Here is a 21,035-nt window from a genome sequence, read left to right on the forward strand (position 1 = left end):
CGGCCGATACCGCCGTAGACCACCAACTCCTTCGGATTCTCGGCGACCTGAGGGTCGAGGTTGTTCATCAACATGCGCAGCGGCGCTTCGGTCAGCCAGCTCTTGGCGGTCAGCTTGTTGCCACGCGGGGCGCGGATTTCAGTGTCGCGGAATCGGGAAGCTGTCATGGCGGTTTCCTTTTTTTTGTGATTGTGGTGTCGGGAGTTTCGTATGCGCTCATATACATACAACCATATATCAACCTGTATATACAACATGGGGCGTACCGATCCTCGTACACCCGGCAGAATGGATTCAGCCGCCAAGCGAAAGAAAAATAGCTATATTTTTCAGTTGGTTGCGTTTCAGGAAATGCTGTCTATATGACGGGGCGGGGCGCGAAGCGGCGACGAAAGGTCAAAAATTTTTGATCAAATTCAAAGCGAAATACCATCGACCGGTTCCAGTCGATGGTCATCCTTGAACGAAATTACTGGCCGAAACGGCCTTCCAGGCGATAACGGGAGCCTGGATAGATCAGCCGAGCGCAGCCCACTTGCCGTTTGCCAGACCAGCTACGACGCCGGATGAGAAGACAAGGATCGGTGCGTTTGATGTGCAGCAGCTTGCACTCAGCTGGTGTTGCATGGATGGCCTCCACCATGTGCTCGGCCTCGGTCAGTGGCGCGAGCTGCATCAGATAGGCGAAGGGCGTGATCCGGGTGAAGTCCTGCTGGAGATAATCGGGTGCGATGTCGGCATTGACGAAACGTTCTTCGATTTGCACCGGAATATCGTTTTCGTAATGCACCAGCACCGAGTGGAACAGGTCCTGGACCTCATCCAGAGAGAAGGGCAGCGAGGCCGGCGTTTTACCTGCAAGCGCCTCAAGCAGCACCACGTCGCTGCGATGCTGATGACCACGCTTGGTGATCTCCTCGGCGATGTCGTGTATCTGGAAAAGCGCGGCATGGCCTTTGAGTTCCGCCACGAAAGTACCTACGCCTTGCAGGCGCACCAGCACGCCTTCGATGGTGAGTTCGCGCAACGCCCGATTGATGGTCATCCGGCTGACGCCGAGTTGATTGAACAGCTCGCTCTCGGAGGGCAGCTTGAAGTTCGGTCCCCAGACGCCGGTACGGATCTGCTGAAGGATGATGTCTTTGACTCTTGCATAGAGCGGGGCAGGGCTTTCCAGAGCGAAAGCGGCCAAAGATGCACGATCGTCAGAAGAGTGGGGCACTGTCTTTTCCTGGGTGATAAGTGGGGGCGAACGGGCACCAGTTTACCCTTTACTTCAAGGCGCTTGCTATGAACGACAGGATCGGCCAAGCCGGCTGTCCGGTGCCGCGAATTGATTTCGATCGGTTGGGCAAACCCGGTGCTCTATGTAAGACAACACAGCAAGGGGCATCCCATGAAAAAGAGAGGCGAGACGTACCGACAATGGTGCGATCCGATCCTGCATCATCAAACCCATGAGCAGACCCTCGACGATGGCACCTGCCTCGAGGTGCAGACGCGCTTGTCGCGCACCGGGGCGACACAGCTGTTCATCGGTGTCTACGACGCGGACGGCAATGTGGTGTGTGAACAGATATACGGCCAGCGCCCCGGCGAGACCATGACTCGGGCCTTGATGTGGGGGGTGGGCCATGCCAGGCAGTTGGCCGTCCAAGGCGAGGAGGCGCAAGTGGGGGCGGTCCGGCCTTGCAGCGAGGTCTAATACAGGAAGGTAGGAATGATTCATCTGGGGTGTGCGGGTTGGAGCTTGCCACGCGAGTACGCCGATGAGTTCGTGCAGTCTGGCAGCCACCTGCAGCGATACGCCGCGCGATTGAACGCAGTGGAAATCAACAGCTCGTTCTATCGCCCCCACCGGCCTGGCACATACGCACGCTGGGCATCGTCCGTGCCGGAAGACTTTCGCTTCGCGGTGAAACTTCCCAAGATCATCACTCATGACCAGCGCCTGCAAGGATGCACTGAGGTCCTCGATGAGTTCCTGGGGCAATGCGGGCAATTAGGCAGCCGCTTGGGTTGCTTGTTGGTGCAATTGCCGCCCTCGCTGAGGTACGACGTTGGCAGTGCCGGACGTTTCTTCGAAGCCTTGCGTGAGCGGTACAGCGGATCGATAGCGCTCGAGCCCAGGCACGTTAGCTGGCAGTTGGCACAGCCGCTGTTGATCGACCTGCAGATCGCGCAAGTAGCCGCCAGTCCCTCACGCTTTGAGACCGATGCCCGCCCTGGTGGTTGGCCAGGGCTGGTCTATTGGCGCCTTCATGGTGAGCCGCGGATCTACCACAGCGAATATCCCACGGCCTACCTGCAAAGCTTGGCCGAACAGTTGCAGCGTAGCCGTGCAGCCGGGATACCTACCTGGTGCATATTCGACAACACCGCGTCGGGTGCGGCATTGAGCAATGCGCTGACGCTTCAGGGCTTTCTGTGCTGAGGCTTCAAGGTGCATGGCCGGGCTTCGGGCCACCCCGTACCTGTCGATGGAAATCCACCCGCGAAGCATGCGACTCGGTCGCTGGCACCGGTGTTGCCGAAGTTCGCGGGTGGAGTCGCTCCCACAGGGCGCAACGGAACATGCACCAGCCTAGCCGCGTATGAAGGCCAGCAGGTCAGCGTTGATCGTCTCGGCGTGGGTGGTCGGCATCCCATGAGGGTAGCCGGCATAGAGCTTCAGCGTACTGTTCTGCAGCAGCTTGGCCGAGAGCACGCCGGCGTTCTCATAGGGCACGATCTGGTCATCGTCACCGTGCATCACCAGAACGGGAAGGGTGATGCGCTTGAGGTCTTCGGTGAAATCGGTTTGCGAGAACGCAACGATGCCATCGTAGTGAGCTTTGGCGCCGCCCATCATGCCCTGGCGCCACCAGTTGAGGATGATGCCTTGCGAAGGCTTCGCGCCCGGGCGGTTGTAGCCGTAGAACGGGCCTGCGGGGACGTCGTGGTAGAACTGCGCGCGGTTGGCGGCAAGTTGGGCCTGCAGGTCGTCGAAGACCGATTTGGGCAGGCCGCCTGGGTTGGCGTCGGTCTTGACCATCAACGGCGGCACCGCGCTGATGATGACCGCCTTGGACACGCGATCCTGCCCATGGCGGGCAATATAGTGCACGACCTCGCCGCCACCTGTGGAGTGGCCGACATGAACGGCGCCATGGGTACCAAGGTGATCGACCACCGCAGCCACATCATCGGCATAGTGGTCCATGTCATGGCCATCCCATACCTGGCTCGAGCGACCATGGCCGCGGCGGTCGTGCGCCACCACACGAAACCCTTGGGCCAGGAAGAACAGCATCTGGGCATCCCAGTCATCGGCACTGAGCGGCCAGCCATGGTGGAAATGGATGACCTGCGCATCGCGGGGGCCCCAGTCCTTGTAGAAGATCTCAACGCCGTCTTTGGTTGTGACGTATCCCATGCTTGCATCTCCTGTGTAGGTGAAGTTCGGCACTGCCCATCAACTGTAGGATTAAAATTGAGATTGGGCTCGACTCGCTCGCGGAGGATGCGATGACAATTGATTGGATGGCCTTCACACCCTGGTCGGCCTTGGCCGGCGGCGCACTGATTGGGCTGGGGGCCGGCCTGTTCGTGGTCGCCAACGGACGCATTGCGGGAATCAGCGGTTTGCTCAGCTCGGTGTTTCAGCGTCGGGCTGAGGGGCGTGGCGAGAAATTCGCGTTTCTCCTGGGACTGCTGGCGGCGCCGTTGTTATGGATGCTGTTCTCGACGCTGCCACCCGCGCACTTCGCTTCGGCCCCGTGGGTACTGGTAACGGCCGGCCTGCTGGTCGGCTTGGGCACGCGCTATGGCAGTGGCTGCACCAGTGGCCATGGTGTTTGCGGTATTTCTCGACTGTCACCCCGTTCACTGGTGGCCACGCTGTGCTTCATGGCAACGGGCTTTCTCACGGTCTTTGTCGTTCGACATCTTCTACAAGGAAGCTGACATGTCCCGTATCAGTGGCTTTATCGCAGGGGTTCTGTTCGGCATGGGGTTGTTACTGGCGGGTATGGCCAATCCTGCCAAGGTGCTGGGGTTTCTCGACCTTGCCGGGCAGTGGGATCCCTCCCTGGGATTGGTGATGGTGGGCGCTATCGGTGTGGCGCTGCTGCCCATGGCCTGGGCACGCCGGCATGGCGTGGCGGTGCTGGGCGGCAAGATGCAACTGCCAGACCGGCGCGATGTGGACCGCCGGCTGGTCGGGGGCAGTCTGCTGTTTGGCGTCGGATGGGGGCTGGCGGGTGTCTGCCCTGGGCCGGCGCTGGTCCTGCTACCGGCCGGGTATTGGCAGGCTTGGTTGTTCGTTGTCGCGATGCTCGCCGGTATGGCGCTGTTCCAATGGATCGAAACGCATCGTCATCATTGATGGGCGGATTAAACCTGTACCTTGCCGCAGGCCTATCCATATCGTGTCGAGCGACAACGGCCAGAGCCATGTTCAGGTAGTCCAAGACGTAATGGCGAACGTCCTAGGTGATGGCAGGACGCTGGGCATCGCTGCAGCCCTGTTCCAGGGCCATCAGTGCTGGCATGTCCAGAATCTCGACGAGGCGGCCGCGCAAGTCGGCGATACCCAGGGCACGCAAGCGGGCGACCGACCGGCAGATCGTTTCCAGGCGCAGTCCCAGGTAGGAGGCCATGTCTTCCCGCGACATGCGTAGCATGAAGCCATGAGCGGAATAGCCCCGGCTGACGAAGCGCTTGGACAAGCCCAGCAGGAAACTGGCAAGCCGCTCCTCGGCACTGAGGTTGCACAGCATCAGCACACGTTCGTGCTCGCGTACGATTTCCCGGCTCATCAAGCGATTCAGGCTTTGCTGCAGGACGGGAAAGTCCCGAGCCAGCGATTGCAACCGCCGGTAGGGAATAGGGCAGACTTCGCTGTCTTCAAGGGCGATGGCGTCACACACATGAAATTCAGTGGCAATGGCGTCGAGCCCTAGCACATCGCCTGGCATCCAGAAATTGATCACCACACCCAAGCCTTCGGCATTGTTCAGGCTTGTCTTGAAGCTGCCGCAGCGCACGGCATACAGGGTATCCAACGGTGCATTGGCATTGAACAGCGCAGCGCCTTTCTTGATGCGTATGCGTGGGCCCACCAGGCTACCCAGGCAACTGCTGTCGCTTACCGGCAGGCCGGTCGGCAGGCACAGCCCGCTGACCCGGCATTGCTGGCACGGGGACGCCAGCGGCTTGAGATGGATGGGGGTCGCCTTGGCTGAGGGGATGGGCTGCTCGAGCATCCGGACCCTGATCTGACTGGTCATTTCAGGCCCCCTTCACGCATCGCCCGAGCGATGGCATTGCCTTGGCGGACAGCTGCGCATGCCTGCCCGCCATCTGGTTCCAGATTGGGCTGTCGGCGAGCATGTCCAGCGAATGGGGGGCGTTGAGCCGGGCGGTGAGTCGTTCGACGAACTGTTCGGCCTCATCCGGCGTTCTGAAGCCTACGTGCCATTGATCCATGTGGACACACCAGCGGTGCTGATCGGCGTTTACCTCGATATAGACGTTCATCGGAACCTCCAGAGCGCGCGTGAGCAAGGACTTGCGTATCGATTCGTAGTGCGATGGCGTCCTGCCGACGGCCCTGAAGATCAGGGGGCATTGCACGATTGCTGTGGCTGTGGAGCTAGCGTGCGCCGCACATGCTTTGGAGCTTTGATCCGTGTCAAGTTCTTGGTTCGCCGTGGCAGCCGTTTGTCCGAGCCGTTCGAGTTGATAAACATCAAGTCGGGCAGGCGCCGGTGGCAGATGATCGAGGCACGCTTCCCCAACCGCAGAGGTGTGTCATGGACAATCAACGACTCTTGCTCATCGTGTCGCCCTTGATGCGTCGCACGCCGGTCTATGACCGAGCCGCCGCGCTGGCCAAGGCCAAGGGCATGCCCCTGCACATCGTGGCCTTCGACTATCTCGAAGGGCTTGCCACCGCGGGGATGGTCAACGACCAGGCCCTTGCCGTCATGCGCGATGGGTATGTGCGCCAACACCGTGAGTGGCTGGAAACCCAGGCACTGTCGATGCGGCGCAATGGCGTGACGGTCACCACCGAGGTGGTGTGGGTCCAGAATCCGCTGGACGAGATCCTCGTGCATCTGCGCGAGCAGAAATTCGCCATGCTCATCAAGGCGCTCGAGCACGAGCCGTGGTGGGTACGCGCGATGTTCACCTCACTGGACATCCAGCTGCTGCGCGAAACCAGCATCCCCCTGCATCTGGTGAACAAGGCCAGTCATGCGCTGCCACGCAAGATACTGGCGGCGGTGGACCTGTCCCGGCCCGAAGATCAGGTCGAGGGGCTCAACGACCAGATCATCAGTGAAGCGCTCAAGCTTGCGTTGCAATGCAATGCCCAGATCGACCTGCTGTACGTCTATGACCTAAGCTCGATGTATGTTGACGCCGGCGGTGGTCGCGAGCACTCGTTCCTGTTCGACACGAACCTGTTCAAGACCCTTCACGAAGCCCAGAGCGAGGCGTTCCAGGCGCTGGCCGAGCGCAATGGTATCGCCGCCGAGCACCGTCACATGCGCGTCGGCGATCCGGCCAAGGGCCTGGCGTTGTACATGCAGAGCAACGACACCGACGTGCTGGTGATGGGCAGCTATCACCATCATGGTATTGGCTGGTTCATTGGCAGTACGGCAGAGCGGGTGCTGCACCGGCTCGATAGCAGCGTGCTGGTGATCTCGCCGGAGCGCTCCCGAGGCTGACATCCAAGGCCCGCAAGGGCCTTGTTTCAGGTTCTGAGATCCAGCTCGTGGAGGATCTCGCTGACATCGCCCCCCAGGTAACGTGAGGTGAAGCCCAGCGCCTTGGTCAGTCGGTGCATGGCATAGTTGTTTGCAAGGTCCCTGGACACCATGCAGTGATAGCCATTGCGCCGGGCCGCGTCGATCAGGTGCTTGAGCAGCAACCTGCCCAGGCCCTTGCGTTGCCATGGTTCGCTGACTGCGACTGCGCATTCGCAATTGTGGCTGCCGGGAATCCCTGCATAGCGGCTCACGCCGACCTGTCTGAGTTGGCCGTCCTCATGCGCAAGTGCCACGTATGCCATGCACCGGTGGTAGTCCACCGGCATCAGCCGTGCATCCAGGTTGGGCAAGCCGCTGCTGAGCCCGGCGATGAAGCGAAAGCGCCGTGACTCATAGGTGATCGTGCTGAGAAAGCGCTTGTCCCGTTCATGATCTTCATCGCGCAGTGGGCGGATCAGTACGACAGCGTCATCCGCAAGATGCTCCACCCAATGTTCCTCCACGTCCGGCCGCTTGACGGGTTGCTTGTTCATGTCGCCTCCGATGATCCGGTCGATACCCTGCGAACCGTTGTACCGCGGTTGGCCGGTCCGGTTCTGACAATCGTCAAGTTCATGCGGGACAAGCGGTTTTCTGATCTGCATCAAGCGGCGAGGGTGCTGTTCACCGAACATCGATTGCATCCCTACTCCTGCCGTGCAAGCCCGGAGGTCCGCCATGGGTCAGTATCGACAACTGCTGGTGCTGCTTACCGACATCGATCCGCATTCCTCAGCCCTGCGCAGGGCGCTTGCCTTGGCCCACGTCAGCGGGGCCAACGTGCATGTACTGGGGCTGTTCGAACCCACTGAAGAGCACCTGCTGCGGGAGGAGCGACTGAACGAGGTGGATATCAAGCGCCAGTTCATCCACTACCGCGAGCGCCTCGCGCAGCTGGTCGACCGGCACCGGGCCAGCGGTGTCGCGCTGACGGTCGACAGCCTTCATGCCGAAGACATTCGCAGCCAGGCCATCGATTACCTGTGCGAAATGCAACCCGACATGGTCATCAAGGACAGCGAAGCGACGCCGGCCCTGGCGCGGCTGTTCGGCACGCCGCTGGACTGCGCGCTGATGCGTGGGTTCAAGGGAATGGTGCTATTCGTGCCAACGGCGGCGGTGTCGCTGCCCAAACGCATCATGGTTGCCGTGGACACCGCCTTCAGCGATACCCCTGAGGCCCAGGCGCTGTTCAATCACGGGCTGGTCCAGGCCGCGCAAGCGCTGGCCCTGCAGTGCGATGCGCAGCTGCACCTGCTGTCGGCCTACAACCTGGCGGGGGTGTTTGCCTCGGACATGAATGTGACCCAGGCGTGGATCGACGAAATGCGCAGCGCCCTCCAAGAGCCTTTCGACACCCTGGCCAATGCCGAAGGCGTCCCCCAGGATCGTCGGCTTTTCAAGGAAGGTGGGCCTGTGCAGGTCATTCGCGAGCAGGTCGCCGTGCTGGATACGGACGTGGTGGTCATGGGCGTCGTGCAGCCCAAGGGATTGGACAAGCTGCTGGGCGATACCACTGAACGCATCGTCAGCCGACCGCCTTGCAGTGTGCTGGCGGTTCATCCCCATGTGATCCAGACCTGGGAGCCGCAGCCATGCAACTGACCTTCCTAGGCGGTACCGGCACCGTGACCGGCAGCAAATTCCTGTTGACCCGCGACAGCACCCGCGTGCTGATCGACTGCGGGCTGTTCCAGGGCTACAAGCAGTTGCGCCTGCGCAACTGGGAGCCTTTGCCCGCCCCCCTGCGTGCGCTCGATGCCGTGGTGCTGACCCACGCTCACCTCGATCACAGCGGGTACCTCCCGGTGTTGGCACGCGAAGGGTATTGCGGGCCGATCTATGCGACGCCGGCCACCTGCGCCTTGGCCGAAATCCTGCTGCTTGACAGCGCCCGGTTGCAAGAAGAGCAGGCCGAGCACGCCAACCGGCATGGCTATTCCAAGCACTCACCGGCGCGCCCGCTCTATACCGAGCAGGATGCCAAGCGCGCACTGGCGCTGTTTCGCCCGGTAGAGTTGCACCACAGTACCGTGGTTGCCGAGGGCATGGAGCTTCTGTTGCGTACGGCCGGGCATATCTTGGGCGCTGCGTCCGTGCAGATCACCGCCGACGGCCAGCGATTGCTGTTTTCCGGCGACCTGGGGCGCCCGCAGGACCCGATCATGCACGCGCCCGAACTGGTCAGGACGGCAGATGTACTGCTGGTGGAGTCCACCTACGGGGATCGCAAGCATCCTGACGAATCCACCGAGCAGTACCTGGCCCAGGTCATCAACCAGACGCTCCTGCGCCATGGCATCACCTTGGTGCCATCCTTCGCCGTGGGCCGAGCCCAGCTACTGATGTACTACTTGTACAAGCTCAAACGCGACGGGCTGATACCGGACATTCCGGTCTATCTCAACAGCCCGATGGCGACCGATGCCACTGTCCTGTACCAGCAGTTCAGGGGCGAGCACCGCCTGTCACCGGCGGAGTGCGCTGCGATGTGCAGGGGCACGCACATCATCCGCACCGTCGATGAATCCCGGCGCCTGGACCAGCTGCGCGAGCCGGCGGTGATCATTGCCGCCAGCGGCATGGCGACCGGCGGGCGGGTACTGCATCACCTCAAGGCGCTGGCGCCCAATCCCCGCAACAGCATCCTGTTTTCGGGCTTCCAGGCCGGTGGTACACGCGGCGCCGATATCGTCGCCGGCGCGCACAGCGTTCGCGTGCATGGCGAAGATGTGCCCATCAGGGCACAGGTGTACGCGATGGAGAATCTTTCGGCGCATGCCGATGCCGACGAAATCATGGAGTGGCTGCGCGGGTTCACCCGACCGCCTCGCCAGACCTATGTCATCCATGGCGAGCCGCACGCGGCCGACACCTTGCGCCGGCGTATCAGCCTCGAACTCGGATGGCACGTCTGCGTCCCGGAACATCAAGAAACCGTTGCCATAGACCCTTTGCGCTAGCCAGGCGCGGGAGGCTGTCATGGATACACAAGCAAGGGCAAAACTCAAAGCATGGATGCAGCGGCCAAGGGGTAGTCTGGGTTGGGTCATGGCCATCGTCACCTGGGTGGTGGCCGCCTCTGCGTACCAGGCGTTGGGCCCGTCCTGGCGCCTGCCGATGCGTGATCCCGCGGTCTTGTTGACGTTACTGGTCTTGAGTATCGCGGTGGGATGGGCCGTGCAGCGCGGCGTGAGGCGCACAGTGGGCAAAGCCATTTTCGAAGGGCAGACCACCGGCTGGCAGGCCAGGCTCGCCTTCATCCGGGCGGTAGCCCGGGAGTCGAATGTGTTACTGGGCATGCTGGTGCTCTTGGCTGTGCTCGGCGCCAGCACGCTCTGGCTGGCCGGCCGCTCCGTGGAGCGTATCGTGGATAGATGCCAGGCCAACTTGCAGGCCCAGGTGCAGGCGCCCGAGGACGAGCCTCTCGCCACTCTGGTGGGCAGGCCGGTGTGCTCATGCCTGGCGCAGACCTTTCTGGACCGCAATGGCGTGATCCGACTGGCGTTGTTCGAGACACCGTTGCAGCAAGCGAGCACCCTCAAAGCCTTGACGCCGGCGGATGAGCGGCGCTGTCTGGCGCAGTTCGACTTGCTGCCCGAAGAGGCCGCCGAGGCGATGCCCTAGAGGCGCGATAGGCGATCGAATCAACAGGCGTCCGTCGCGACGCAGGAGGCTCCCATGACTCAGGATCTTGCACGGCAGACTACCTTTGCGAACCGCACCGAAGCCGGTCGAGCCCTGGTGGAGCCGCTGCGTGAATACACCAACAGGCCTGATGCGATCGTGCTCGCATTGCCCCGTGGTGGTGTGCCAGTGGCGTATGAAGTTGCCACGGCCCTCGGGCTTCGCCTGGACCTGCTGGTGGTGCGCAAGCTCGGCCTGCCTTCGCATCCGGAGTACGCCATGGGCGCCATTGCCAGCGGGGGCATCCGCATTCTCAATGACGATGCGCTCCGGGCGTATCCCATCGACCGCACCCGTTTCCAAACTGTGCTGGACCAGGAAACCCAGGAACTGCTGCGACGGGAAAAGAAATACCGGGGCAATCGCCCACCGCTGCAGCTCAAGGACCAAGTGGTAATCCTTATCGACGACGGCCTGGCCACAGGCGCCTCGATGATGGCCGCCGTTCAAGCGGTGCGGGCACAGGCGCCTTCGCGCATCGTAGTTGCGGTGCCGGTCTCGCCCCCGGATACGCTCGACGCCCTGTGCACAAAGGTGGATCAGGTCATTTGCCCGCTGGTGCCGGAGCGGATGGTCTCAGTCGGTTATTGGTACCTGGATTTTCCCCAGACCACCGACGAAGAAGTCCTGGCGCTCATGCACAAGGCAAGCTTGCGTGAGTCAACGTGAGACTGCCGGTCGTAGAGTTTCCCCTGCAAGCTGTTCGAAGGTGCGTTCATCAACGTCATCCCCCAGATGGATAGCTGAGGGCGGCCCTGAAGGGCCGCCGCGACACCGTTTCAGACCAGCGAGAGGCGATGGATGACTTGGCTGGCGTCATCCGGATCCCGGGTCGTGGTGAACCCCGCCGCTTTAGCAAGATCACGCATCGCTACGTTAGAGGCGGCATCGATCGAATACATCGCTCGCAGGCCTCTGCTGCGGGCATGGTCGATCAGGTGTTTGAGCAGCAGACGGCCCAGACCGTGATGCTGCCAACTGTCGAGGACCGTTACCGCGCATTCGCACTCGTCGTCCTTCTCACAGGCGGCATAGCGGGAAATGCCCACTTCCTGCAGTTCGCCATCGACGTGGGCAAGCGCGACATAGGCGGCGTGCCGGTCCTGGTCGACATCCATCAGTTGGTTGAGCATTGCCTCGCCAGGCTCTTTGAGCTGGCACAGGAAGCGGAAATGACGCGATTCTGGGGATAGCCGTTCGATAAAGGCCTTTTCGCGCTGGCGGTCCTTGGGTTGCAAGGGCCTGATCAGCACATGGGTGCCATTGTCGAGTGCTTCGATCCAGTGCTCGCCGGAGGGCACGGGGAACGAGGGTGCGGTGTGCTTAGGGGTCATATCGGCGGTCGCCATGGCAATTTCCTCGTTTGCAAAAAAGGACGATGGAGATTCAGTTTCAACGTTCAGGCGTTGATCGACTTGATCGTTATCAAGTGCCCGGTTGCCGGTCATCGCAGCCGCTCGCGTCGAGGTCTATCCTCGGCTCAGGTAACCGTTGGGGTCACCGGAAACGATTGCCTGGCGCATGAGCATGACGAGGGCTCGCGGGCTTGTCTTGATCTTGCTCAGGTTCAGGCAGGGAGGCAGATGACCCTTGGTCGGCCATGGCGCATGGCTCAGACGAAGCAGCTAGTTTTTATATATGCCCTGCATGAGCAAGCGGAGGCATCGTCATGTCAGGCTCTGAAGATTTGGGGGCAAGGCCCCAGGTGAAGTGCCTTGCGTGCTCGTTGAGCCGGCTTTGCCTGCCCGCCAGCCTCAGTGCTGACGAAGTGGACAAGCTCGAGCACATCGTGCGCCGGAATCGCCCGCTAAAGAAGGGCGAGTACCTGTTCAAGGCCGATGAGCCCATGGATCACGTGTTTGCCCTGCGCTCAGGGGCCATCAAGAATTTCCTGCTCGACGCCGAAGGCAACGAGCGGGTCAGCGGATTCATCCTGCCGGGGGAAATGCTGGGCCTGGATGCCATCGGTGCCAGTCATTACCGAAGCTCGCCCTGGCGCTGGACATATCGCTGGTCTGCTCGATCAAGCTCGATCAACTGGTTGACCTGTCGGGGCAGATTCCAGGCTTGCGCTACCAGCTGTTGCACATGCTCAGCCTGGGGATCCAGGGCAAGGATGAACACCTGCGCTGCTGCCATGGGCGTGCCGACCAGCGCCTTGCGATATTCCTGCTGGGCATGTCGGCTCGGTATCACCAGCGAGGCCTACGTACCGACCTGTTCAGACTGCCCATGTCCCGAGGCGACATTGCCAATTACCTGGATCTGACGCTTGAAACCGTCAGCCGGCTGTTCAGCCGATTCACCCAGGCAGGGTTCATTGAATGCGTCGGTCGGGAAGTCCGGCTTGTCGACCAGCAAAGCCTGGTCAATCTCACCCGGGTGGAGGAGGCCGGTTGAGCATCGCGAGCACCCGGTCATAGCGTTGCACCGGGCCTTCCAGCGCAGATCGCCAGCGCTCTGCTTGGGGCGCCACTTGATCCGTACGTAGCCAGATACGCTGTGCAGGTACGCCGTGTTGCCAGCACAGGCGGGCGGCTTGGCGGGCGATGTGCGCCGGCGCGCAGCAGTAGACGGTGTCGGGCTTGAAATGCGTCAGTTGATCTGCAAGTTGCGCCCATCCGCTGCAGCTGTTGCGGGGCAGGGGAGACAGCGTCGAGAGCCTGTGGAGACAATCATCGGGTAGCTGATCGTGGGGGAAGCCTTCGTGTGACAGTTGCACCTGCACCCAGGGCAGCCAGCAGAGGATTTCATCCAGGCAGCCAAGAAGCGCCAGGATCCCTTCTCCTCGGGTGACCGCCAGCAGCCGCGTACTGTGCAACGGAATCGGCCAAGCGCTGCCCAGCGGCCCTGAGTAATCGAGAACATCACCTGCCTGCCCCAATGCTTGGGTGCGATGCGTGGTCACGGTGAAGCGCCTGGCCATGCCTGGCAGGCTGACGTAGCTGCATGACAGGTCAACGCCTTGGCTGCCCAGCAGGCAGTACTGGCCCGGCATCGCTTCCGTGAGCTGCGAGCCGCACAGCTCCAGGCGCAAGCATTGCTGGATGCCTGGGCCCGGTAACACTTCCAGTAACCGGACACCTCCGCTGTCTTCCCGCCTCATACGCGCCTCGAACGTGCAAGCGTTACGTGCTTGCTTCAGGCTAGGCCTCTGCCACAGGCGCACTTTGATCAGGGTCAAACCGGCATCCTCGGGCTTCCTTCAGCCGATGACGCATCGCTACTTGGCCTTCCAGTACTTCTGCATCTCCAGGAACAGGAACGATGCCGTCCAGGTGATCAACACCAGGCCTGTCAGCGCTTGCAGGCCTGTGAGGTACTTGAGATTGCCCGTGGGGGCGATGTCGCCGAAGCCGATGGTGGTGTAGGTGGTGAAGGAGAAGTACACGCAGTCCATGAACGTGCCGTCGAAATTGCCACTGAACGAGCCCCAGCCTTCGGCATTGGCCATCAGGTAGTAGGCCAGGGCGAAGCACCACACCTCCAATGCGTGGGCTAGCAGCGCCCCGAACACACCGACCACGATCCGGAAGCGGCTCCATAGCTTCAGCCGTGGCAGCCAGTCGTTCAGGCGCAGAAGGCATTCGTAGTGAATGATCACCACAAGAATCACGACCAGTGTGTTGATCAGCGTGACGGTGAACATGGCAGGCACCCTGGCCGAAATCGGGTGATTATTTTGCAGTGCCGATCAATGGGTATGCCACAGGCTCCTTGAGCTGCGGCTGCAGGGCGGGAAACTCCTCGGGCGTGATGGTTTCTTTGGCCAGCAGCAAGCGCGCGCCTGCGTCCAGATCGGCACGGCGTTGCTCAAGCAATGCCTGGGCTCGCTTGTAGGCCTGCTCGAGCAGCTCACGAATGCCAAGGTCGATTTCCCGCGCCGTTTGCTCGGAGTAATCCTTGTGCTCCTGACGCAACAGGGCGTCTCCAAGGTAACTGGCCTGCTGGCGCTCCAGCACTGCCTGGCCCAATTCAGGGCTCATGCCGAACCGGGTGATCAGCTGTCGGGCAATATCGGTGGCGCGGCCCAAGTCATCGGCGGCCCCGGTGGACACCTGGCCGAATGCCAGGCTTTCGGCCGCACGGCCTGCCATCAGCACCACGATACGGTCTCTGAGCATCTGCCCGCTGATCAGGAAGCGGTCGTCCGTCGGCCTTTGCAGGGTATAGCCCAGCGAGCCCGCGGCCCGTGGGATGATCGACACCTTGTGGACCGGGTCCATCGCCGGCAGGCTGCTGGCGGCCAGGGCATGGCCCATTTCGTGATACGCCACGACCTGGCGCTCGTCTTCACGCAGCACGGTGCTCTTGCGCTCTACCCCAGCGACCAGGCGCTCGACCGCCTCGGTGAAGTCCTCCAGTTCGACCCACTGACTGGCGCGCCGGGTGGCGACGATGGCCGCCTCGTTGACCAGGTTGGCCAGGTCGGCGCCGGTCAGGCCAGGCGTGATATCGGCGATGCGTTCGCAATCCAGGTCGTTCTTGTAGACGATCTTGTGCAGGTGCACTTTCAGGATCGCCAGGCGGCCCTTGCGATCGGGCCGGTCTATCAGGATCTGCCGGTCGAATCGTCCCGCGCGCAGCAACGCCGGGTCCAACACCTCGGGGCGATTGGTGGCTGCCAGCAGCACGACGCCTTCGCGCGGATCGAAGCCGTCCAGTTCGGCCAGCAGTTGGTTCAGCGTCTGCTCCTTCTCGTCATTGCCACCCAGGTTGCCGATACCGCGCATCTTGCCCAGGGCGTCCAGCTCATCGATGAAAATGATGCACGGTGCCGCGTGTCGAGCCTGGTCGAACAGGTCGCGCACTCGGGCGGCGCCCACGCCCACGAACATTTCCACGAACTCCGATCCGGAGATCGAGAAGAAGGGGACTCCCGCCTCTCCGGCGATTGCCTTGGCCACCAAGGTCTTGCCGGTTCCGGGGGGACCGACCAGCAAGGTTCCTTTGGGGACGTGAGCCCCCAGGCGTGCGTACCAGGCCTGGTTTTTCAGGAACGAGACGATTTCGATCAGTTCATCCTTGACGTCATCGATCCCGGCAACATCGGCGAAGGTGACCTTGATGTCCCGCTGGGCATAGACCCGCGCACGGGACTTGCCGACACTCATCAAGCCCCCCAGCCCCTGCTTTTCCCCAAACCCACGGAAAATGAAGAACCAGGCGCCGAGCATGACCATCAACGGCAGTAACCAGCCCGCCAAGTCCGCGACCGTGTTGTCTTCTGCCAGACCGGTGAAGGCGACCCCGGACTGGCTGAGCTGCGCCGACAGCGCCGGATCGACGCGGACGGTGGAAAACCGTTCGCGCCCATCGATCGGTTCCTGCAGCCTGCCCTGGATACGATTGCGCTTGATTTGCAGATCACTGACTTTTTGCTGTTCGAGCAGTTGCAGGAACTGGCTGTAAGGGAGGGTTGCGACAGCCGAGCGGTCGAACAGACTGAACAGCAGGGCGGTGAGCAGCGCGATCGCGATCGCCAGGTAATACAGTTTCGATGGCTGATCTTTATTCATGGCCGCAGTTCCTCGAGACGATCACTGGACGGGCCTCGTGCCACGCATTCTATGAAGCGCTTCAGGCGATCAGCAGACAATCGTCGACCTTCCTCACGCCGGGCACCGCCCCCTGAAAGCGTGACGACGCCATTGCCTTTAGTCCTTGTTTTTACCCGTCGATGGCCTGGCGCGATTGACAAAGGTCAAGATCGACGTGCTGCCCACGCCGCAGGAGCTTGATAAATGTCAGGCCGCTGCCCGATGCGCTACGGATACTCAAGTCATCTTAGGCACCTGCGAGGGCATGGACATGCGACGCTATCTGCTTATCGGGTTGTCGATCGTGCTGGTATCCGTTTCAGGCTGCAGTCCTTGGCGCGCCGAGGAAATCGATGCGCGCCTGGAGTCGGCGGAGAACAACGCCGCCACCGCAAGGCTGCGCGCTGACGAGGTCTGCTACCGGATCGATCTGGTCGAGCAGACTGCCAACCAGGCGCTGCGCATCGCGACCCAGACCCAGCAAGAGGTCCAACGGTTGCAGCGGCAGGCCAAACAGAAGTAACCGCCATGTCACGTCGTTGGCTGGACCCGGGCCTGTTGCTCGTGAGTGCAGTGGCCTTGCTGTTTGGCGGGGTCGCCTATGCCGCGCAGCAGCCTGCCTGGGCGGCGCTGATCTGGGCGGGAGGCAGCAGTGTGATGGCCCTGGTGCCGGCCGTGGAGATCGCCAGGCGCCTGGCCAGGCGCGAAGCTGGCATCGATCTCATCGCCCTGGTGTCGATCCTGGCGGCGCTGTGGCTGGAGCAGATGCTGGTCGGTGCGGTGGTCGCGCTGATGCTGGCGACCGGGCGTGCATTGGAGGCGCTCAGCCTGCAACACGCCGAGCGCGAACTGCGGGCCTTGATCGAGCGGGCTCCCCAGCGTGCCTGGATTCAAGAAAACGACGGGCTGCGTGAAGTACCCGTGGACGAAGTTCAGCCCGGTCAAATCGTATGGGTGCGCCTGGGCGAGGTGGTGCCGGTCGATGGTCGTCTGCTGAGCGATCAGGTGATACTGGATGAGGCTGCGCTCACGGGCGAGTCCTTGCCGGTCACACGCTATTGCGGTGAGCTTCTGGCCAGTGGCGTGACCAACACCGGCGCGCCAGCGCTGTTACTGGCCACGCGCACGGCAGCGCAGAGCACCTATGCTGGCATCGTACGTCTGGCCGAAACGGCGCGTCGATCTCGCGCGCCTTTCGTTCGCTTGGCCGATCGTTACGCCTTGGGCTTCATTGCGCTGACGTTGCTGGTCGCGGGGGCCGCCTGGTGGCTCAGCGGCGATGTGTATCGCGTGCTCGCAGTGTTGGTGGTCGCCACCCCCTGTCCGCTCATATTGGCCGTGCCCATCGCCATCATCTCCGGTATTTCCAGGGCCGCGCGACGCAACATCCTCGTGCGGGATGGCCAGGTTCTGGAAGCGCTTGCCGGGATCCGGCAGGTCTTTCTGGACAAGACCGGTACCTTGACCGGTGGTCATGCCCAGATGCAATCGATCGAGCTCCAGGGTGAAGGGCTGCCGCTGCAGCTTCTGCAGTGGGCCGCCTCGCTGGCACAGGCCTCTTCGCACCCGATCGCCCAGGCCATTGTCCAGGCCGCTCGCGTGCGCGGTTTGTCGCTGACACCTCCTCAGGATGTGCAGGAGACTCCCGGGCAGGGGCTTGCCGGCACCGTACAGGGGCATGCCGTGCGCTTGGGAGCGGTGGGCTATGTGCAAAGCGATGCCTGGGCGCAGGCGCGCTTGCAGCAGCTGGATTACCTGGCCAGCAGTGGCAGTTTTGTCGCGATCGACGGTCAACTCAAAGGGATGATCAGGCTGGCCGACAACCTGCGCCTGGAAGCACCCCAGAGCCTGCGCTTGCTCCGTAACCGAGGTATCGAAAAGATCGTCATGCTGACGGGGGATCGTCTGGAACGGCACAGGCAATCGCACTGACTGCGGGCATCGACGAACTGCATTCTGGCCTGACGCCCGAGGACAAGGTGCGCCTGGTGCAGGAAGGCTGCCGCCGCGAGCCAACGCTGATGGTCGGCGATGGCATCAATGATGCTCCAGCCCTGGCCGCTGCCGATGTCGGCGTGGCCATGGGGGCGTCTGGCGTCACCGCTTCGGCACAGGCGGCGGGTGTGGTGCTGCTGGTGGACCGATTCGACCGGCTGGTCGAAGCACTGGATATTGCCCGGCATGCCGTGCACATCGCGCGGCAAGGCGTGTGGGCCGGGATGAGCCTGTCGTTGCTGGCCATGCTCATCGCCGCGGCAGGCTATCTGCCGGCCTTGCTCGGCGCCATCCTGCAGGAAGGGATCGATCTGCTGATCATCGGCAATGCCCTGCGCGCATTGGGACCCTGGCCCGGTAGGCGGCGCGCCGGCATCGACGTCGCCGCGATCGATCGGCTCCAGGATGAGCACCGGCAACTGGAGGGGGTGCTAACGGACCTGAGCCAGATGGCTCGCGACTTTTCCAGTCGTCCTTTCGACAAGGCACAGGCCGACTTGAGCAACTTGGTCGCTGCTCTGCACAACCTGCTGGAGCGTCACGAACGCGATGACGAACGCCGGCTCTACCCGCTGCTTAGCCGCTTCATGCCAGGTGATGATCCACTGTCGACCATGAGCCATACCCATCGCGAAATCTTTCGCCTGATTCATCTGCTGTCGCGTATGAGCGAAGATTTCAGCCAGGCAACGCGAGCTCCAAGTGCTGAAGAGATACAGCAACAGCTTGTTCGTCTGGACACCCTGGCCAAGCTTCACTTCGACCAGGAGGACGCGCTGTATCGCTCCTTGGATCGACGCTGAGCTTGGGTGTGAGCGGTTGCTGTATCAGGTGTCCTGCAATTGCTCGGCACGCAGCAGTGTCTGACCGGTGCTGATCAGGTCGTCGAAAACGATGACGGTTCTGCCGGCCACGTCACCTATCAGATGCTCGCCCCTCAGCCCTGCCTTGGCCAGCATCAAGCCTAAACGGTGCGCCACCGCATTCAACCGTGAATGGCCAGAATGCTGGACTGGACCTTGTACAGGGCCTGCTCGGTGGTGCTGCCGACAACCTTGGTGCGCCCTTCATGGTAGAGCGTTCCCATCACCACCACGTCGAAACCCTGTTGATTGGCGAACTCGCTGACGACTTTGCTGGCGGGGCCGCGCACCAGATGCAGGTGATCCTGCCGAATGCTTTGGTCGGCACCCAGCTTTGCCAGACGCTCGCGTGCGCGGCCGGTCATTTCCTCGACCAGCGCCTCGGTCCAGGCCACAGGGGCGGCTGCATAGGCAACGAAGCTGGGGCTGGGTTCGTATGCCTGAAGCAGGTGCAGTTGCGCTTTACAGCGCTGCGCAAGGGTGTGTGCCGCTTGCAAGATGCGATCGTTGAGTTTCTGGATCGTTGGGCCGTTCTCGGCCAGTTCCACAGCGGCAATGACACGTGTTGGCAGCGTGGGCTCGGCATGGGCCACCAGGTGTAGAGGGATCGGGCAACGACGCAGCAACTGCCAATCTAGTGGCGTGAGCAGGGCGCGGCTCAGGGCGGTTTCGTGCTTGATGTCCTTGATCACCATTTCCACACGATGCAGTTGGGCCAGGTGAATCAAGTCCTTCAGCGGATCGTCTTCGTCCACGGTTTCGGCGTAGGCGGTGATGCCGAGCGCCCCCAGCGCCGCGACCTGTTCAGCCAGCCAGGCCTTGCGATGCTCGGCGTCCTGCTTGCGGGCATTGCTGCGCAGTACCTGGTCCAGCGTCGCCAAGCGGCTTGGCAGTTGGCTCATCACCACAAGGTGCAGAGTAGCCCCCGTGCCACTGGCCAGCGCTTGCGCGCGGGCCATGGCGGGCGAGGGGTGCAGGTCTGGATGGCAGATCAACAGGAGTCGCGAATAGGTAGTCATGATGGCCTCCTCGGCGATGGCAGCCTTGAGCAAGGCGCATCGGTACAGGCCAAGGGTGACGTATCGGGCCTTTCAAGCCTTGACTTTTATCAAGCTTGCGCCAGCACCTGTTCTGATAATGACGGGGCTGCGAGTGTCGACCCTCGTCTCGGGAGGTGGCCTATGAGCCCGTACCGCCGGATTCTCTTGATCATGACCCAGCCCGAGTCATGTCCGGCCGCCTTGCTTCGGGCGCTGGCGTTGGCGGATGCTTCGGGCGCTTCGTTGCATGTACTGGCTGTCTATGAGCCCACGGAGCTGCGATTGCACCACGAACTGCAGCAATCCCCGGCAGCGACAGCATCGTTCGTGCATTTCAATGCCGAGCTCAATGCGTTGCTCGACGAGCAGTGCGCCCACCGGCCCCGTCCATCGTTCGAGGCCGTGCAGACCCTCAACCCGCGTGATTTCCTCCCCGCCTATATTGCGAAGTTCGCACCTGACCTGGTGATCAAGGATTGCCCCGCCAGCTCGATGTTTGGGCAGATCGCGCAGGCCTCGCTCGACTATGCGTTGTTGCATGCCTGCCAAGGGGTGTTCCAGTTCGTGCCGGTCAATGCGCCGGCCATGCCGGCCCAGGTGTTGATTGCAGTGGATGTGGCCAGTCCCGAGCCTGCTCAGCACGTGCTCAACCACCGGTTGATAGAGGCCGGTCAGCAACTGGCGCTCCAGTGCAATGGGCACGCGCACCTGTTGTCGGCCTACGACCTGCCCATGGCCATGCTGGCCAATGCAGAGCTCGCCGAGCCATGGGCACAGGAGGTGCGAGCGTCACTGCGGGTACCGTTCGATACCTTGGCCGATGCGCACGGTATTGCCTATTCGCATCGGTACTTCGTCGAGGGGGCGCCACTTCGCATCATCAAGGCGCATATCAGCTCGCTGATGATCGATGTGGTCGTGGTGGGCGTGGTGCAGCCCAAGCGTTGGGCCAAACTGATTGGGGACACCACCGAAAGACTCATCGGCAGTGCCCCCTGCAGCATTCTGGCGGTCAAGCCGACACCTGCGGTCTGACACGGTGCTATGTGCACGGCCATGGCGCACCAGCTCAATACAAAAGTCGACTTCATAGGGAGGAACGTGGCACTC

At 62.0% G+C, this 21,035-nt stretch carries 22 protein-coding genes and 3 pseudogenes; 13 read left to right on the forward strand and 12 right to left on the reverse strand.

Annotation, left to right across the window (positions count from 1 at the left end; translation table 11 throughout):
- Together DQ397_RS23315 and hutC are read right to left on the reverse strand one after the other, a co-directional pair.
- A partial coding sequence (locus DQ397_RS23315) for a hypothetical protein (protein WP_148921634.1) occupies window positions 1-167 on the reverse strand: 167 nt, incomplete at its 3' end.
- A gap of 302 nt (window positions 168-469) precedes the next feature.
- Entirely contained in the window at window positions 470-1,222 is a 753-nt protein-coding gene (gene hutC, locus DQ397_RS23320) for a histidine utilization repressor (protein WP_043209069.1), read from the reverse strand.
- 174 nt (window positions 1,223-1,396) lie between these two features.
- Between hutC and DQ397_RS23325 the strand changes: the two genes are divergently transcribed.
- On the forward strand, window positions 1,397-1,705 hold the full coding sequence (locus DQ397_RS23325; protein ID WP_043209067.1) for a hypothetical protein: 309 nt from the start codon (window positions 1,397-1,399) through the stop codon (window positions 1,703-1,705).
- Between the two features lie 15 nt (window positions 1,706-1,720).
- A complete protein-coding gene (locus DQ397_RS23330) occupies window positions 1,721-2,434 on the forward strand; it encodes a DUF72 domain-containing protein (protein ID WP_043209065.1) in 714 nt (237 codons plus the stop codon).
- Between the two features lie 150 nt (window positions 2,435-2,584).
- Here DQ397_RS23330 and DQ397_RS23335 read toward each other — a convergent pair whose 3' ends face one another.
- Window positions 2,585-3,415 carry an alpha/beta fold hydrolase gene (locus tag DQ397_RS23335; RefSeq protein ID WP_043209063.1) on the reverse strand — a complete coding sequence of 277 codons (831 nt, stop codon included), beginning with the start codon at window positions 3,413-3,415 and terminating at the stop codon, window positions 2,585-2,587.
- Window positions 3,416-3,507: 92 nt separating this feature from the next.
- Here DQ397_RS23335 and DQ397_RS23340 point away from each other — a divergent pair, with 92 nt between their 5' ends.
- A complete protein-coding gene (locus DQ397_RS23340) occupies window positions 3,508-3,945 on the forward strand; it encodes a YeeE/YedE family protein (protein ID WP_043209061.1) in 438 nt (145 codons plus the stop codon).
- Between the two features lies 1 nt (window position 3,946).
- Window positions 3,947-4,366 (forward strand): DUF6691 family protein, encoded by a 420-nt coding sequence (locus DQ397_RS23345; RefSeq protein WP_043209058.1) that lies wholly within the window; start codon window positions 3,947-3,949, stop codon window positions 4,364-4,366.
- A 103-nt stretch (window positions 4,367-4,469) separates the two neighbouring features.
- On the opposite strand, the gene DQ397_RS23350 is transcribed toward DQ397_RS23345, so the two are convergent.
- Window positions 4,470-5,270, reverse strand: coding sequence for a helix-turn-helix domain-containing protein (locus DQ397_RS23350; RefSeq protein WP_043209056.1), 801 nt, complete (start codon window positions 5,268-5,270; stop codon window positions 4,470-4,472).
- 1 nt (window position 5,271) lies between these two features.
- Window positions 5,272-5,520 carry a hypothetical protein gene (locus DQ397_RS23355; protein ID WP_043209053.1) on the reverse strand — a complete coding sequence of 83 codons (249 nt, stop codon included), beginning with the start codon at window positions 5,518-5,520 and terminating at the stop codon, window positions 5,272-5,274.
- A gap of 275 nt (window positions 5,521-5,795) precedes the next feature.
- Here DQ397_RS23355 and DQ397_RS23360 point away from each other — a divergent pair, with 275 nt between their 5' ends.
- Window positions 5,796-6,719: a universal stress protein gene (locus tag DQ397_RS23360; protein WP_043209051.1), complete on the forward strand. Its 924-nt coding sequence runs from the start codon at window positions 5,796-5,798 to the stop codon at window positions 6,717-6,719.
- 26 nt (window positions 6,720-6,745) lie between these two features.
- Here the strand turns inward: DQ397_RS23360 and DQ397_RS23365 are convergent, their stop codons facing one another.
- Complete coding sequence (locus DQ397_RS23365; protein WP_043209089.1) at window positions 6,746-7,294, reverse strand: GNAT family N-acetyltransferase; 549 nt, start codon at window positions 7,292-7,294, stop codon at window positions 6,746-6,748.
- A 184-nt stretch (window positions 7,295-7,478) separates the two neighbouring features.
- Here DQ397_RS23365 and DQ397_RS23370 point away from each other — a divergent pair, with 184 nt between their 5' ends.
- From DQ397_RS23370 to DQ397_RS23385, 4 genes are read left to right on the forward strand one after another with little or no spacing between them, the layout of a single operon-like run.
- Complete coding sequence (locus DQ397_RS23370) at window positions 7,479-8,405, forward strand: universal stress protein (RefSeq protein ID WP_043209049.1); 927 nt, start codon at window positions 7,479-7,481, stop codon at window positions 8,403-8,405.
- Entirely contained in the window at window positions 8,396-9,763 is a 1,368-nt protein-coding gene (locus tag DQ397_RS23375) for an MBL fold metallo-hydrolase RNA specificity domain-containing protein (protein WP_043209047.1), read from the forward strand. Before DQ397_RS23370 ends, DQ397_RS23375 begins: the two co-directional genes overlap by 10 nt.
- A gap of 55 nt (window positions 9,764-9,818) precedes the next feature.
- Entirely contained in the window at window positions 9,819-10,427 is a 609-nt protein-coding gene (locus tag DQ397_RS23380) for a hypothetical protein (protein WP_238556602.1), read from the forward strand.
- A gap of 54 nt (window positions 10,428-10,481) precedes the next feature.
- A complete protein-coding gene (locus DQ397_RS23385; protein WP_043209044.1) occupies window positions 10,482-11,156 on the forward strand; it encodes a phosphoribosyltransferase in 675 nt (224 codons plus the stop codon).
- A gap of 110 nt (window positions 11,157-11,266) precedes the next feature.
- Here the strand turns inward: DQ397_RS23385 and DQ397_RS23390 are convergent, their stop codons facing one another.
- Window positions 11,267-11,836 (reverse strand): GNAT family N-acetyltransferase, encoded by a 570-nt coding sequence (locus DQ397_RS23390; protein ID WP_043209041.1) that lies wholly within the window; start codon window positions 11,834-11,836, stop codon window positions 11,267-11,269.
- Window positions 11,837-12,156: 320 nt separating this feature from the next.
- Between DQ397_RS23390 and DQ397_RS23395 the strand changes: the two are divergent.
- Window positions 12,157-12,887, forward strand: a pseudogene (locus DQ397_RS23395) (helix-turn-helix domain-containing protein).
- Here the strand turns inward: DQ397_RS23395 and DQ397_RS23400 are convergent.
- From DQ397_RS23400 to ftsH, 3 genes are read right to left on the reverse strand one after another with little or no spacing between them, the layout of a single operon-like run.
- Window positions 12,862-13,671 carry a hypothetical protein gene (locus DQ397_RS23400; RefSeq protein WP_238556601.1) on the reverse strand — a complete coding sequence of 270 codons (810 nt, stop codon included), beginning with the start codon at window positions 13,669-13,671 and terminating at the stop codon, window positions 12,862-12,864. The pseudogene DQ397_RS23395 and the gene DQ397_RS23400 sit on opposite strands and share 26 nt — an antisense overlap.
- Before the next feature lie 39 nt (window positions 13,672-13,710).
- On the reverse strand, window positions 13,711-14,136 hold the full coding sequence (locus tag DQ397_RS23405) for a potassium channel family protein (protein WP_043209039.1): 426 nt from the start codon (window positions 14,134-14,136) through the stop codon (window positions 13,711-13,713).
- A 28-nt stretch (window positions 14,137-14,164) separates the two neighbouring features.
- Window positions 14,165-16,006, reverse strand: a complete 1,842-nt coding sequence (gene ftsH, locus DQ397_RS23410) for an ATP-dependent zinc metalloprotease FtsH (RefSeq protein ID WP_148921635.1) — start codon at window positions 16,004-16,006, stop codon at window positions 14,165-14,167.
- A 292-nt stretch (window positions 16,007-16,298) separates the two neighbouring features.
- Here ftsH and DQ397_RS23415 point away from each other — a divergent pair, with 292 nt between their 5' ends.
- Together DQ397_RS23415 and DQ397_RS23420 are read left to right on the forward strand one after the other, a co-directional pair.
- Window positions 16,299-16,550, forward strand: a complete 252-nt coding sequence (locus tag DQ397_RS23415) for an Lpp/OprI family alanine-zipper lipoprotein (RefSeq protein WP_043209082.1) — start codon at window positions 16,299-16,301, stop codon at window positions 16,548-16,550.
- A 5-nt stretch (window positions 16,551-16,555) separates the two neighbouring features.
- Window positions 16,556-18,825, forward strand: a pseudogene (locus DQ397_RS23420) (heavy metal translocating P-type ATPase).
- A gap of 39 nt (window positions 18,826-18,864) precedes the next feature.
- On the opposite strand, the pseudogene DQ397_RS23425 reads toward DQ397_RS23420, so the two are convergent.
- A pseudogene (locus DQ397_RS23425) lies at window positions 18,865-18,972 on the reverse strand (ribose-phosphate pyrophosphokinase); the annotation flags it as partial.
- A gap of 35 nt (window positions 18,973-19,007) precedes the next feature.
- Complete coding sequence (locus DQ397_RS23430; protein WP_043209036.1) at window positions 19,008-19,904, reverse strand: universal stress protein; 897 nt, start codon at window positions 19,902-19,904, stop codon at window positions 19,008-19,010.
- 162 nt (window positions 19,905-20,066) lie between these two features.
- Here DQ397_RS23430 and DQ397_RS23435 point away from each other — a divergent pair, with 162 nt between their 5' ends.
- The gene (locus DQ397_RS23435; RefSeq protein WP_043209033.1) at window positions 20,067-20,960 is read left to right on the forward strand and encodes a universal stress protein; all 894 of its coding nucleotides are present in this window, start codon (window positions 20,067-20,069) and stop codon (window positions 20,958-20,960) included.
- Window positions 20,961-21,035 lie beyond the last annotated feature (75 nt).

It is taken from the genome of Pseudomonas sp. CK-NBRI-02, assembly GCF_008124495.1.
Taxonomy (GTDB): Bacteria; Pseudomonadota; Gammaproteobacteria; order Pseudomonadales; family Pseudomonadaceae; genus Aquipseudomonas; species Aquipseudomonas guariconensis.

What these genes read in the sequence shown, in the direction of transcription:
- DQ397_RS23355 (WP_043209053.1), bottom strand. Translation starts at nt 5,520, where the DNA reads ATGAACGTCTATATCGAGGTAAACGCCGATCAGCACCGCTGGTGTGTC.
- DQ397_RS23370 (WP_043209049.1), top strand. Translation starts at nt 7,479, where the DNA reads ATGGGTCAGTATCGACAACTGCTGGTGCTGCTTACCGACATCGATCCG.
- DQ397_RS23330 (WP_043209065.1), top strand. Translation starts at nt 1,721, where the DNA reads ATGATTCATCTGGGGTGTGCGGGTTGGAGCTTGCCACGCGAGTACGCC.
- DQ397_RS23430 (WP_043209036.1), bottom strand. Translation starts at nt 19,904, where the DNA reads ATGACTACCTATTCGCGACTCCTGTTGATCTGCCATCCAGACCTGCAC.
- DQ397_RS23380 (WP_238556602.1), top strand. Translation starts at nt 9,819, where the DNA reads ATGCAGCGGCCAAGGGGTAGTCTGGGTTGGGTCATGGCCATCGTCACC.
- DQ397_RS23365 (WP_043209089.1), bottom strand. Translation starts at nt 7,294, where the DNA reads ATGAACAAGCAACCCGTCAAGCGGCCGGACGTGGAGGAACATTGGGTG.
- DQ397_RS23335 (WP_043209063.1), bottom strand. Translation starts at nt 3,415, where the DNA reads ATGGGATACGTCACAACCAAAGACGGCGTTGAGATCTTCTACAAGGAC.
- DQ397_RS23360 (WP_043209051.1), top strand. Translation starts at nt 5,796, where the DNA reads ATGGACAATCAACGACTCTTGCTCATCGTGTCGCCCTTGATGCGTCGC.
- DQ397_RS23435 (WP_043209033.1), top strand. Translation starts at nt 20,067, where the DNA reads ATGAGCCCGTACCGCCGGATTCTCTTGATCATGACCCAGCCCGAGTCA.
- DQ397_RS23350 (WP_043209056.1), bottom strand. Translation starts at nt 5,270, where the DNA reads ATGACCAGTCAGATCAGGGTCCGGATGCTCGAGCAGCCCATCCCCTCA.
- DQ397_RS23375 (WP_043209047.1), top strand. Translation starts at nt 8,396, where the DNA reads ATGCAACTGACCTTCCTAGGCGGTACCGGCACCGTGACCGGCAGCAAA.
- DQ397_RS23390 (WP_043209041.1), bottom strand. Translation starts at nt 11,836, where the DNA reads ATGGCGACCGCCGATATGACCCCTAAGCACACCGCACCCTCGTTCCCC.
- DQ397_RS23405 (WP_043209039.1), bottom strand. Translation starts at nt 14,136, where the DNA reads ATGTTCACCGTCACGCTGATCAACACACTGGTCGTGATTCTTGTGGTG.
- DQ397_RS23325 (WP_043209067.1), top strand. Translation starts at nt 1,397, where the DNA reads ATGAAAAAGAGAGGCGAGACGTACCGACAATGGTGCGATCCGATCCTG.
- DQ397_RS23340 (WP_043209061.1), top strand. Translation starts at nt 3,508, where the DNA reads ATGACAATTGATTGGATGGCCTTCACACCCTGGTCGGCCTTGGCCGGC.
- DQ397_RS23385 (WP_043209044.1), top strand. Translation starts at nt 10,482, where the DNA reads ATGACTCAGGATCTTGCACGGCAGACTACCTTTGCGAACCGCACCGAA.
- ftsH (WP_148921635.1), bottom strand. Translation starts at nt 16,006, where the DNA reads ATGAATAAAGATCAGCCATCGAAACTGTATTACCTGGCGATCGCGATC.
- DQ397_RS23415 (WP_043209082.1), top strand. Translation starts at nt 16,299, where the DNA reads ATGCGACGCTATCTGCTTATCGGGTTGTCGATCGTGCTGGTATCCGTT.
- DQ397_RS23345 (WP_043209058.1), top strand. Translation starts at nt 3,947, where the DNA reads ATGTCCCGTATCAGTGGCTTTATCGCAGGGGTTCTGTTCGGCATGGGG.